This window comes from Lentzea sp. NPDC054927 (assembly GCF_053610285.1).
Genome location: NZ_JBSGXZ010000007.1, coordinates 246,710 through 258,909, shown reverse-complemented (window position 1 = coordinate 258,909; position 12,200 = coordinate 246,710). Strand labels below are relative to the sequence as shown.

At 69.4% G+C, this 12,200-nt stretch carries 12 protein-coding genes; 9 read left to right on the top strand and 3 right to left on the bottom strand.

The annotated features are described in order from the left end of the window. The first annotated feature begins 54 nt into the window (after window positions 1–54). The 4 genes from alr to ACWGE0_RS14505 all read left to right on the top strand — a co-directional run bounded on the left by alr (window position 55) and on the right by ACWGE0_RS14505 (window position 3,097). Window positions 55–1,140: an alanine racemase gene (gene alr / locus ACWGE0_RS14520; protein ID WP_452261363.1), complete on the top strand. Its 1,086-nt coding sequence runs from the start codon at window positions 55–57 to the stop codon at window positions 1,138–1,140. Continuing rightward, window positions 1,137–2,234, top strand: coding sequence for an alpha/beta fold hydrolase (locus ACWGE0_RS14515; protein ID WP_452261362.1), 1,098 nt, complete (start codon window positions 1,137–1,139; stop codon window positions 2,232–2,234). The genes alr and ACWGE0_RS14515 overlap by 4 nt, the downstream gene beginning before the upstream one ends. Continuing rightward, window positions 2,231–2,692, top strand: a complete 462-nt coding sequence (tsaE, locus tag ACWGE0_RS14510; protein WP_245848330.1) for a tRNA (adenosine(37)-N6)-threonylcarbamoyltransferase complex ATPase subunit type 1 TsaE — start codon at window positions 2,231–2,233, stop codon at window positions 2,690–2,692. Before ACWGE0_RS14515 ends, tsaE begins: the two co-directional genes overlap by 4 nt. A 63-nt stretch (window positions 2,693–2,755) precedes the next feature. Beyond that, entirely contained in the window at window positions 2,756–3,097 is a 342-nt protein-coding gene (locus ACWGE0_RS14505) for a hypothetical protein (protein ID WP_319967412.1), read from the top strand. Window positions 3,098–3,158: 61 nt separating this feature from the next. Here the strand turns inward: ACWGE0_RS14505 and ACWGE0_RS14500 are convergent, their stop codons facing one another. Beyond that, window positions 3,159–4,508, bottom strand: coding sequence for an acyl-CoA synthetase (locus ACWGE0_RS14500; RefSeq protein WP_452261361.1), 1,350 nt, complete (start codon window positions 4,506–4,508; stop codon window positions 3,159–3,161). A 129-nt stretch (window positions 4,509–4,637) separates the two neighbouring features. Here ACWGE0_RS14500 and tsaB point away from each other — a divergent pair, with 129 nt between their 5' ends. From tsaB to tsaD, 3 genes are read left to right on the top strand one after another with little or no spacing between them, the layout of a single operon-like run. Continuing rightward, window positions 4,638–5,318, top strand: coding sequence for a tRNA (adenosine(37)-N6)-threonylcarbamoyltransferase complex dimerization subunit type 1 TsaB (tsaB, locus tag ACWGE0_RS14495; RefSeq protein WP_452261360.1), 681 nt, complete (start codon window positions 4,638–4,640; stop codon window positions 5,316–5,318). Beyond that, window positions 5,315–5,773 (top strand): ribosomal protein S18-alanine N-acetyltransferase, encoded by a 459-nt coding sequence (gene rimI / locus ACWGE0_RS14490; protein ID WP_452261359.1) that lies wholly within the window; start codon window positions 5,315–5,317, stop codon window positions 5,771–5,773. The genes tsaB and rimI overlap by 4 nt, the downstream gene beginning before the upstream one ends. Continuing rightward, window positions 5,766–6,821 (top strand): tRNA (adenosine(37)-N6)-threonylcarbamoyltransferase complex transferase subunit TsaD, encoded by a 1,056-nt coding sequence (tsaD, locus tag ACWGE0_RS14485; RefSeq protein ID WP_452261358.1) that lies wholly within the window; start codon window positions 5,766–5,768, stop codon window positions 6,819–6,821. Before rimI ends, tsaD begins: the two co-directional genes overlap by 8 nt. Here tsaD and ACWGE0_RS14480 read toward each other — a convergent pair. Both ACWGE0_RS14480 and ACWGE0_RS14475 read right to left on the bottom strand, forming a co-directional pair. Continuing rightward, window positions 6,818–8,341, bottom strand: a complete 1,524-nt coding sequence (locus tag ACWGE0_RS14480; protein ID WP_452261357.1) for an alkaline phosphatase D family protein — start codon at window positions 8,339–8,341, stop codon at window positions 6,818–6,820. The genes tsaD and ACWGE0_RS14480 overlap by 4 nt on opposite strands. Before the next feature lie 46 nt (window positions 8,342–8,387). Then, window positions 8,388–9,893, bottom strand: a complete 1,506-nt coding sequence (locus ACWGE0_RS14475; protein ID WP_452261356.1) for an alkaline phosphatase D family protein — start codon at window positions 9,891–9,893, stop codon at window positions 8,388–8,390. 173 nt (window positions 9,894–10,066) lie between these two features. Between ACWGE0_RS14475 and groES the strand changes: the two genes are divergently transcribed. Beyond that, window positions 10,067–10,360, top strand: coding sequence for a co-chaperone GroES (groES, locus tag ACWGE0_RS14470; RefSeq protein ID WP_030478362.1), 294 nt, complete (start codon window positions 10,067–10,069; stop codon window positions 10,358–10,360). A gap of 82 nt (window positions 10,361–10,442) precedes the next feature. Then, entirely contained in the window at window positions 10,443–12,065 is a 1,623-nt protein-coding gene (gene groL / locus ACWGE0_RS14465) for a chaperonin GroEL (RefSeq protein WP_452261355.1), read from the top strand. The last annotated feature ends 135 nt before the right edge of the window (window positions 12,066–12,200 follow it).

Genomic DNA, 12,200 nt, shown 5'->3' with positions numbered 1-12,200 from the left:
TGCGAGTTGCGCCATAGTCCCTGTTCGCGGCTGTCATGGCACGATGAACAGGTTATGGCCCGTTCAGAAGTTGTCGTCGACCTAGGCGCGCTGCGGCACAACGTCGCCCTGCTCGCCGGCCTCGCCCCTGCCTCCGAGACGATGGCCGTCGTCAAGGCGGACGGCTACGGCCACGGCGCGGTCGAGGTGGCCCGCGCGGCGCTCGAAGCCGGCGCGACCTGGCTCGGTTCCTGTTCCACGCAGGAAGCTCTGGCGCTGCGGGTCGCGGGCATCCAGGCCCCGATCCTGGCCTGGCTCGACGCCCCCGACGAGGACCTGGCCGCCGGTCTCGCGGCCGACGTCGACATGTCCGTGGCGTCGCTGTCCGACCTGCGCAGGGTCGAGGCCGCCGCCGAGGAGGCCGACGCGCGGCCGCGGCTCCACCTGAAGATCGACACCGGCCTGAGCCGCAACGGGTGCCAGCCGCACGACTGGCCCGAACTGGTCGAGGCGGCGAAGAAGCACCACGTGGTGGCCATCTGGTCGCACCTCGCCTCCGCGGACGAGATCGGCGACCCGTCCATCGACCTGCAGGCCAAGAGGTTCGACGAGGCCTATGAGGTGGCCAAGAGCTTCGGCCTGAGCCCGAAACGGCACATCGCCAATTCAGCGGCCCTGCTGACCAGGCCGGACCTGCACTTCGACCTCGTCCGGCCCGGCATCGCCATCTACGGGCTGAACCCGGTGCCGACGGACCACGACCTCAGGCCGGTCATGAGTTACCGGTCACACGTGGCGCTCACGAAACGTATCCCCGCAGGTGAGTCGGTCTCCTACGGGATGACATGGACCGCGCAGAAGGACACGACGCTGGCACTGGTGCCGGCCGGGTATGCGGACGGCGTTCCGAGGGCACTCTCCGGCCGGATGGAAGTGCTCCTCGACGGGAAACGCCGCCCGGTGGTGGGGCGTGTCTGCATGGACCAGATCGTCGTGGACTGCGGGAACGACGAGGTCCGCGAGGGTGCGGAAGTTGTCCTGTTCGGCGACGGGCGCCGGGGGGAGCCGACGGCGACGGAGTGGGCGGAGCTGACCGGGACGATCGACTACGAGATCGTCTGCGGGATGTACCGGCCGCGGGTGCGGAGGATCTACACGTGAAGCCGGTGTGGAAGGTCGTCGGGTGGGTCGGTGGCGCGCTGGGTGCGGCCGTCGCCGGTGCCGCCGTGGCGCAGACCGCGAAGGTGTCGCACGAGCGCAAGACCGCGACCGACAGCCTCGCCGACGAGCCGTTAGGTGAACTGCGGCCCGATCGCGAGTCGACGGTGGCGGCGGACGACGGCGTGCCGATCTCCGTCGAGGAGGTCGACCCCGGTGACGGCGGCGAGGCGGACATCACCGTCGTGCTGGTGCACGGGTTCGCGCTCGACCGCCGGTGCTTTCACTTCCAGCGCCGCGACCTCGAAGAGCTGATCGACCCGCGGGTGCACCAGGTGCTCTACGACCAGCGCGGGCACGGCCGGTCCGGCACGTCGACGCCGGAAGGCAGCACCATCGAACAGCTCGCGCACGACCTCGACGCGGTGATCCGCTCGGTCGTGCCGGACGGGCCGCTGGTGCTCGTCGGCCACTCCATGGGCGGCATGACCATCATGGCGCTGGCCGAACAGGTGCCGGAGCTCTTCAAGGAACGGGTGCGCGGGGTCGCGTTGATCGGCACGGCCGCCGGTGCCGTGGGTGGCGCGGGGCTGCCGAAGTCCGTGCTGTCGCGGTACAACCCGGTGACGCTCGGCATCGGCCGGCTCGCCGGCATCCAGCCGGGGCTCGTCGAGTGGGTCCGCAAGGGCACGAAGACCCTGACGTGGAGCGGCATCCGCGCGCTGGCGTTCGGTGACCGCAAGGTGGCACCGTCCCTTGTGGACCTGATGGAGAAGATGATCAACGGGACCACGGTGAAGGTGCTCACCTCGTTCCTGGAGACCCTCGGCACGCACGACCGCTACAAGGCGCTCGCCGGGTTGCGGCACTGCGAGGTGCTGATCCTGAGCGGTGACGCGGACAAGCTGACGCCGTTCTCGCACGCCGAGCGGATGGCCGAGGAGATGCCGCACGCCACTCTCGTCCGGGCCCCCGGTGCCGGGCACATGGTGATGATGGAGCAGGCTGATCTGGTCAACGACCACCTGGTCGCGCTGATCGAACGGTGCGCGGCCGATCGCGGAGAGAGTCGGAAGAAGTGGTGGCGGCGAGCGTGAAGACCGTCGAACTGCCTCTGGTGGAGGACACCGAGGAGTTCGGCCGCAAGCTGGGTGAAGTCGTGCGGGCAGGCGACCTGCTGCTGCTCGCGGGGCCGTTGGGCGCGGGGAAGACCGCGTTCGTGCGCGGACTGGCGCGCGGCCTCGGCGTGCAGGGTCGGGTGTCGTCACCGACGTTCGTCGTGGCGCGCGTCCACGAGCCCGCGGAGGACGGCAGGGGCGTGCGGCTGGTGCACGTCGACGCGTACCGGCTCGGGGGTCACCTGGACGAGTTGGACGATCTTGATCTGGACACGGATCTGGTCGACGCCGTGGTGGCCGTCGAATGGGGCGAGGGCGTCGCGGAACGCCTGAACGAAGATCATCTCCTCATTCGGCTCGAGCGCGGAATCGACGACGTTCGCACAGCTCAGCTGATCCCGCACGGCGAGTGGCGCTCACGTGCCCTGCCTGTGTGACGTTGTCTAACGCATCGGGTGATGTCCATTAAGGACAGAGCGTGACCGGCCGATGAGAATCGCATGATCAAGAAGACGCTTCTCGCGACTGCTGTCATCGGTGGCGCCATGCTGGCTGCCGCGGCCCCCGCTTCCGCCGGTGAGCACGACCACCACGGCGGCATCAGCGTGGCCGACAACCTCTGCGCCGCGCCGTGGCAGTGGAACGGCCCGTTCTCGCTGCTGCACGAGGGCCACGCCCCCGGCTACGCCGCGTGCAACGACAACCACGCCGCTGGTGGCTCGGACATCAGTGTCGCCAACAACGCCTGCCTGCTGCCGTGGCAGTGGAACGGCCCGCTCGAGATCTTCACGGTTGACCACTCGCCGTCCTACGTCGCCTGCAACGGCAACTCGGCTGGCTGATAGCCGGACTTCGCCGGGAATGGCCGAACGAGCCCTTCGGCCATTCCCGGCGTCTGTCTGTTCAGGACAGTTCGCGCTTGAGAACCTTGCCCATCTCGTTGCGCGGCAAGGACTCCAGATAACGCACCACCCGCGGCCTCTTGTGCGGCGACAACAGCTTCGCGACGTGATCGCTCAGGGCTGATGGTTCCGGCGCTTCGCCCGCTGGAACCACCCACGCCACGATCCGCTCGCCCAGGTCGTCGTCCGGCTCGCCCGTCACCGCCACCTCGGCCACCGACGGATGTTCGAGCAGGGCGTTCTCGATCTCGCCCGCGCCGATCTTGTAGCCACCGCTCTTGATCAGGTCCGTGGCCCTGCGCCCGACGATGCGGACGTACCCGTCGGGATCGCGCACCGCCATGTCGCCGGTCCTGAACCACCCGTCCCGAAACGCAGCCTCCGTGGCGTCCGGCCGGTTCAGGTACTCCAGGAACAGGTTCGGCCCGCGCACCTCGATCTCACCGATCGCACCGACGCCGACGTCGTCACCCCGCTCGTCGACCACCCGCACGTCGACGCCGTCCACCGGCAGCCCGACCGCGCCCGGCCGGCGATCGCCGTCGAACCGCACGCTGACGTTCATCAACGTCTCGCTCATCCCGTACCGCTCGACGATGCCCTGCCCGGTGGCCTTGGCGATCCGTTCGTGGTCGCTGGCGGGGAGCGCGGCCGAACCTGACACCAGCAGGCGGGCGGTGCGGAACTGGCTGGCGAGCGTGCTGTCGTTCTCCACCGCCTCGGCGATCCGGTGGTACATCGTCGGAACGCCGAACATCATCGTGCCGCCGGTCGCCAGCTCGTGGCCGATGGCCTCCGGCGAGAACTTCACGTGCCGCACCGATCCGCCGAGCCGCAGCGGGCCGAGGACGCCGATGCCCAGGCCGTGCACGTGGAACAGCGGCAGCCCGTGCACCAGCACGTCGTCGCTCGTCCACTGCCAGGCCTTGGCGAGCGCGTCGATGTTCGACGTGAGGGACCGGCGGGGCAGCACCACACCTTTGGGCGGGCCGGTCGTGCCCGAGGTGTAGATGACCAGCGCGGGTGTCTCGGGGCCGGGCTCGTCGAACGTCCCTGGCTCGCCGAACACGATCGGTTCGTCGCGCAGCACCAGGTCAGGCCGGCTGTCGCCGAGGATGTGCTCGAGTTCGCGCTCGCCGAGCTTGGGGTTGAGCGGCACGATCGCGACGCCCGCGAGCAGACCCGCGACCACCGCGACACAGGTTTCGAGCGTGGAAGTCGCCCAGACGGCAACACGGGTGCGGCCACGCAACCGTTCGGCCAGAGTGCCCGCGGCTTGGTGGAGTTCGGCGTAGGTCAGAGACGCGTCTCCGAAGCGGAGGGCTTCGCGGTCACTCGGTTCAGCGAACATGGGACCCAGCGTGGTACGCGCCGCTGGAGCCCGCATCGGAAGTGTGGGAACGCCCACGCTCACCTGGCCCGTCGCGCCAGGTGTGGTCGCGCGGAAGGTGCGGTTCGCCCCGCGTTACTCTGGACAACTGTGCTAGTGCTCGCCGTCGACACGGCCACCCCCGCAGTGACCGCCGGTGTGGTCGAACTCGTGCCCGACTCCCCGCCGCGCCTGCTCGCGAAGCGGGTGACGCTCAACGCCAAGGCGCACGGCGAGCTGCTCACCCCGCACATCAGCGACGCCCTCGAAGAGGCCGGCCACACGTTCGCCGACCTCGACGCCATCGTCGTGGGCGCGGGTCCCGGCCCGTTCACCGGCCTGCGGGTCGGCCTGGCCACCGCCGCCGCGCTCGGCCAGGCGCTCAACCGGCCGGTCTACCCGGTGGCCACCACCGACGCGATCGCCAAGGACGCGGCCAGCGGTCACCCGCTGCTCGTCGCGACCGACGCCCGGCGCAAAGAGGTCTACTGGGCCGCCTACGACGCCGCCGGCCGCCGCACGGACGGGCCGCACGTCGAACGTCCCCAGGACCTGGCCGAGAAGCTGCCGGCCATGGGCGTGCACCAGGCCACCGGCGAGGGCGCCGAGATCTACGCCGAGATCCTCGGCTTGGAGCTCCTCCAAGCCAAGTACCCGAGCCCGGAAGGCCTGGTCGCCGCCGCGGCCGCCGAGGTGCTCGCCAAGGCTCGTCCCGCCGCGCTCACCCCGCTCTACCTGCGCCGTCCGGACGCGGTCGAGCCCACCGGGCGCAAGCGGGTGACCAGGGCATGACCACCGGCACCGTCACGCTCGGACCTCTGCAGCACGCCGACGTGCCCAAGTGCCACGAGATCGAGCTCGCGCTGTTCCCCGGCGAGGACCCGTGGAGTGAGAACGCGTTCCACAGCGAACTCGACAACGGCAACTACTACATCGGCGCGTACGCGGACGGCGAGCTCATCGGCTACGCCGGGCTCGCCGCCAGTCCGCACGAGGCCAGCGTGCACACGATCGCGGTCATGAAGCACTGGCAGGGCAAGGGCATCGGCAAGACGCTCCTGCGGGACCTGCTGACCCGCGTCGACGAGATCAACGTGCCGGTCTACCTCGAGGTCCGCACGGACAACGAGCCGGCGATCGCCATGTACCTGGCGCACGGTTTCGAGCACCTCGGCCTGCGCCGCCGCTACTACCAGCCGTCGGGTGCCGACGCGTACACGATGGGAAGGCCTGCGCAAAGTGTCTGACCGCCTGATTCTCGGCATCGAGAGCTCGTGCGACGAGACGGGCTTCGGCATCGTCCGGCTCGGCTCCGACGGCTCGCTCGAACTGCTCGCCGACGAGGTCGCCTCCAGCGTCGAGGAACACGCCCGCTTCGGTGGCGTCGTGCCTGAGGTCGCCTCCCGCGCCCACCTCGAGGCGCTGGTCCCGACCCTGCGCCGCGCACTCGACACCGCGAAGGTCGAGCTCTCCCAGATCCACTCCATCGCCGTCACCGCTGGACCGGGTCTCGCCGGTGCACTGCTGGTCGGCGTGTCCGCCGCGAAGGCGTACGCGGCCGCGCTCGGCAAGCCGCTCTACGGCGTGAACCACCTGGCCGGCCACGTCGCCGCGGACACGTTGCAGCACGGCCCGTTGCCGCAGCGCTGCCTCGCGCTGCTGGTGTCCGGCGGCCACTCGCAGCTGCTGCTCGTCGAGGGCGGCCTGGCGAACTCGATCACCGAGATCGGGTCCACTGTGGACGACGCGGCCGGTGAGGCGTACGACAAGGTCGCGCGGCTGCTCGACCTGCCGTACCCCGGCGGCCCGCCCATCGACAAGCTCGCCAAGCAGGGCAACGGGTGCGCGATCGCGTTCCCGCGCGGCCTCACCGGTCCGCGCGACTCGAAGTACGACTTCTCGTTCTCCGGCTTGAAGACCTCGGTCGCCCGCTGGGTCGAGCGCGCCGAACGGGCCGGCGAGGAGATCCCGCTCGCCGACGTCGCCGCGTCGTTCCAGGAGGCCGTCGCGGACGTGCTGACCGCCAAGGCGATCCGGGCGGCGAAGGACCTGAACGTCGACACGCTGGTGATCTCCGGCGGCGTCGCGGCGAACTCGCGCCTGAGCGGTCTGGCCGCCGAACGCTGTGCCGAGGCAGGCATCGAACTGCGCGTGCCGAGGCCACGGCTGTGCACCGACAACGGCGCGATGATCGCGGCGCTCGGCGCCCACCTCGTCGCGGCGGGCGCCAAGCCGTCCCCGATGGACATCAGCACCGTCCCCGGTCTTCCGGTCGGGACCGTGCAGATCCTCTAGACCTTGTTCAGCCCGGGGTTCCGGTCCTCAATCACGAAAGACGCCTTCGTGGTCACCGGAGCTCCGGGCTTCGACACGTAGTCGAGCCCGCGGAAGTCCGCCCGCACCTCACGCGAGGTGAAGCGAGTCCGCACGTACCCGCGCCGGTTGTTGAAGTACTTCACGTGCGGGTTCTCCGCCAGCATCGCCGGAGTCTCCGCGCGGGTCTCCGAACCGTCGCCACCGGACGTGATCGACGTCGACACCAACTCGGTCGCAACGGTCTTCGAAGTCGGGTCGTTCCAGCGTTCCTTGACCTCGGCCGCCCACGCCGCGTGCACGTCGCCGGTGAGCACGACCGTGTTGCGGGTACGAGCAAACCCGGCGGCCACACGGTCGCGGTTCGCGGCGTAGCCGTCCCACGCGTCCATGTTGTTGGTCTCACCGGCACCGGGCGTGAAGTCGAGCTGCGAGAAGAACACCTGCTGCCCCAACACGTCCCAACGCGCGTGCGAGCGCCGCAGTCCGTCGAGCAGCCACTTCTCCTGCTCGGCACCAGTGATCGTGCGCGTCGGCGAAAGCCGTTCGGGACAGGCCTTCAAGCCGTCACCGCACGCCTGGTCGTCGCGGTACTGCCGGGTGTCGAGCATGTGGAAGTTCGCGAGCCCACCCCACTGCAGGCGCCGGTAGAGCTGCAGGTCGATGCCGCTGGGCTTGGACCGGATCGGCATGTTCTCGTAGTAGGCCTGGAACGCCGCCGCCCGACGCGCCAGGAAGTTCGGCTGGGGGATCTGCGGCTTCTCGTAGACCTCGTCCGCCCAGTTGTTGTCGATCTCGTGGTCGTCCCAGACCACCGCCCACGGCGCCACGGCGTGCGCTTCCTGCAGGTCGAGGTCGGTCTTGTACTGCGCGTGCCGCTGCCGGTAGTTCGCCAGCGTCTCGGTCTCCGGGCCCTCGTGGTCGCGCGGGTTGCCGCCCGGTGCCACGTACGCGCCCTTCGTGTACTCGTACTGGTAGTCGCCGAGGTGCAGCACCAGGTCCGGCTGGTCCTCCGCCATCCTGCGATACGCGGTGAAGTAGCCGTGTTCGAACTGCGAGCAGGACGCGAACGCCATCGTGAGCCCGCTGCCCACCGCCCACGGCGCCAACGCCGTCCGGGTGCGGCCGACGCGCGACAGATGACCTTCCGCGGAGAAGCGGTAGAAGTACTCGCGGCCAGGCAGAAGTCCGCGCGCGTCCACGTGCACGCTGTGGCCTTCCTCGGGCCGTGCGTACGCCCTACCGCGGCGGACGACGTGCCGGAACCGTTCGTCCAGGGCGATCTCCCACTTCACCTCGACAGCGCGGGACGGCATGCCGCCCATGCCGTCCTCCGCGAGCGGGGTGGGTGCCAGGCGGGTCCACAGGACCACGCTGTCGTAGGTCGGATCGCCGGAAGCGACCCCCAAAGTGAACGGGTCGGACAACCGATCCGACCCGGCGCCGACGGTGGTGAGCGCAAGTCCCCCGATGAGGAGTGCGCGTCGCGTCACTCGAGTCATGGTGAGACCCTCACGCACCAGGGTGGCTACCAGGTGAACGTTTCCCCTAGAGCCTGTGAAGCCCTGGGAGGCGGTCCTCCACAGCGAACGACGCCTTGGTGCGGACCGGCGAGCCCGGCTTCGTCACGTAGTCCAGCCCGCGGAAGTCCGTGCGCAGCTCATCGGGCGTGAACCTGGTCAACGTGTACCCGCGCCGGTTGTTGAAGTACTTCACGTGCGGGTTCTCTCGCAGCCACAGCGGTGTCTCGGCGTACTCCTCCGAGCCGTCGCCGCCGGCCGTGATCGACGTGGTGACCAGTTCGGTCGCGAGTGTCTTCGACGACGGGTCGTCCCACCGCTGTTTGACCTCCGCGCCCCACGCCGCGTGCACGTCACCGGTGAGCACGATCGCGTTCCGCACGTCCGCGAACCCCGCCACCACCCGGTTCCGGTCGGCCACGTAGCCGTCCCACGCGTCGAGCAGGAACTTGTCGACCTCGCCGGGGATGTAGTCGTACTGCGAGAAGAACACCTGCTGCCCGAGCACGTCCCAGCGCGCCTCGGAGCCGCGGAAGCCGTTGAACAGCCAGTCCTCCTGCGCGGCGCCCAGCATCGTGCGTTCCGGCTCCAGCCGTTCTGGACACAGCTGCAACCCGTCCCCGCAGGCCTGATCGGTCCGGTACTGGCGGGTGTCGAGCATGTGGAACGTCGCCAGCGAGCCCCACCCGATCCGCCGGTACAGCCTTGATGACCTGCGCAAAGGCATGTTCTCGTAGTACGCCTGGATGGCCGCTGCCCGGCGCGCGAGGAAGTTCGGCTGCGGCTTGTCCGGCAGCAGGCCCGCCCAGTTGTTGTCGATCTCGTGGTCGTCCCAGACCACCGCCCACGGCGCGGCGGCGTGCGCGGCCTGCAGGTCGGGGTCGGTCTTGTACTGCGCCTGCCGGCGGCGGTAGGCGGCGAGCGTCGTGGTGGTCGGGCCGTCGACGTGGCGGACGTTGCCCTGCGGCGCGACGTGGATGCCGCTCTCGTACTCGTAGGTGTAGTCGCCGAGGTGCAGGACCAGGTCGGGCTCGTCCTCCGCCAGCCTGCGGTACGCCGTGAAGTAGCCGTGCTCGTACTGGGCGCACGACGCGAAGGCCATCGTCAGCGGTACCTGCAGAGCGTTCGGCTGGGGCGTCGTGCGCGTGCGTCCGGTACGAGAGAGGTGGTTGAGGGCCTTGAAGCGGTAGAAGTATTCGCGGCCGGGCTCCAGTCCGGAGAGCTCCACGTGGACGCTGTGCGCCTCCTCTGGTCGAGCGAGGGTGGAGCCGTGCTGGACCATTCGGGTGAAGCGGTCGTCCGCGGCAACCTGCCAGAGCACCTCGATCGCACGTCCTGGCATGCCACCCAGACCGTCTTCCGCGAGTGGTTCAGGGGCGAGCCGGGTCCACAAGACCACTCCGTCGGGTGTCGGGTCGCCCGAGGCCACACCGAGTGTGAAAGGGTCGGTGAGTCTGGCCGAGGCGGAGACCGAGAACGCTGTGACTCCCGCCACGCCGACGAGCAGCAGCGTACGGCGGGTCAAGGTGGACATGCCTTGAATACGGCTCCCACATGGCAGACGGTTCGGGGCCCTCGTTGAAGCGTTGGCACTCTCGTGGGTAGAGTGCCAACTGCACGGCACCAGCACCGCCCCGACCCCCGCGACGGCGGGGTGGCAGGAGCCGTTAAAAACGATTCTGCCAACGACCCGTGGAGGTCATCCCGGTGAGCGTGAACATCAAGCCGCTCGAGGACAAGATCGTCGTCCAGGCTTCCGAAGCTGAGACGACCACTGCCTCCGGCCTCGTGATTCCGGACACCGCGAAGGAGAAGCCCCAGGAGGGCAAGGTCCTCGCGGTCGGCCCCGGCCGCATCGACGACAAGGGCAACCGCGTCCCGCTGGACGTTGCTGTCGGCGATGTCGTCATCTACTCGAAGTACGGCGGCACCGAGGTCAAGTACAACGGCGAGGAGTACTTGATCCTCTCCGCTCGCGACGTGCTGGCCGTCGTCAACTAGACGCTGGCTGACATGCCTGACGCCCCGGCGCCCCATCCCGGGGCTACCGGGGCGTTTCGCTACCCAGAGAGGCTTTGAGTAAATGCCCAAGCAGATCAGCTTCGACGAGGACGCTCGTCGGGCTCTCGAGCGCGGCGTGAACAAGCTCGCGGACACGGTCAAGGTCACCCTTGGCCCGCGCGGGCGCCACGTCGTCCTCGACAAGAAGTTCGGTGGCCCGACGGTCACCAACGACGGCGTGACCATCGCGCGTGAGATCGAGCTCGACGACCCGTTCGAGAACCTCGGCGCGCAGCTCGCCAAGTCGGTCGCCACCAAGACCAACGACGTCGCGGGTGACGGCACCACCACCGCCACCGTGCTGGCGCAGGCGCTGGTCAAGGAAGGCCTGCGCAACATCGCCGCGGGTGCGAACCCGACCGCGCTCGGCCGTGGCATCCAGGCCGCCTCCGACGCCGTCGTGGACGCGCTCAAGGCCAAGGCCACCCCGGTCAAGGGCCGCGAGAACATCGCGCAGGTCGGCACCGTCTCCTCGCGGGACGAGTCCATCGGCGCGCTGCTCGGCGAGGCCATCGAGCGCGTGGGCGAGGACGGTGTCATCACCGTCGAGGAGTCCTCGACGCTCGCCACCGAGCTCGTCATCACCGAGGGCGTGCAGTTCGACAAGGGCTACGTGTCGACGCACTTCTCGACCGACCTCGAGGCGCAGGAAGCCGTCTACGAAGACGTCCGCATCCTGCTGCACCGCGAGAAGATCTCGGCGCTGGCCGACGTCCTCCCGATCCTCGAGAAGGTCGCGGAGTCCGGCAAGCCGCTGCTGATCGTCGCCGAGGACGTCGAGGGCGAGGCCCTGTCCACCCTGGTGGTCAACGCCGTCCGCAAGACGCTCAAGGTCGTCGCCGTGAAGGCGCCGTTCTTCGGTGACCGCCGCAAGGCGTTCCTGGACGACCTCGCGGTCGTCACCGGCGGCGAGGTGATCTCCTCGGAGATCGGCCTGAAGCTGTCCGAGACCACGCTCGAGCAGCTGGGCTCCGCCCGCCGCGTCGTCGTGACCAAGGACGACACCACGATCGTCGACGGTGGCGGCACCAAGGCCGACATCGCCGGCCGCGCGGAGCAGCTGCGCCGCGAGATCGAGGCCACGGACTCCGACTGGGACCGCGAGAAGCTCCAGGAGCGCCTCGCGAAGCTCTCCGGCGGCATCGCCGTGATCAAGGTCGGCGCCGCCACCGAGACCGAGCTCAAGGAGCGCAAGCACCGCATCGAGGACGCGGTCGCCGCTACCAAGGCCGCGGTCGAGGAGGGCATCGTCCCCGGCGGTGGCTCCGCTCTCGTGCACGGTGCGAAGGTGCTCGACGGCGGCCTCGGCCTGTCCGGTGACGAGGCCACGGGTGTCGCGCTCGTCGCGAAGGCCCTGTCCGCGCCGCTGTTCTGGATCGCCACGAACGCCGGCCTCGAAGGCGCCGTCGTGGTGAACAAGGTCCGCGAGGGCGAGTGGGGCTTCGGCATCAACGCCGCCAAGCTGGAGTTCGGTGACCTGCTCGAGCAGGGCATCATCGACCCGGTCAAGGTCACGCGTTCCGCCGTGGCGAACGCCGCGTCCATCGCGCGCATGGTGCTCACGACCGAGAGCGCCATCGTCGAGAAGAAGGCGGACGAGCCCGCTTCGGCCGGGCACGGCCACGGCCACGGGCACGGCCACTGAGTTTTTGACTCAAAAGAAAAGGGCGGCGCCTTGATGGTGCCGCCCTTTTGCTTTCAAATGAATCGCGAGTTCGTGTCGGGGGGGGGGGGGCCCCCCCGGGCGCCGGACGCCGCGGGGGGGGTGGGCGCTACGGGG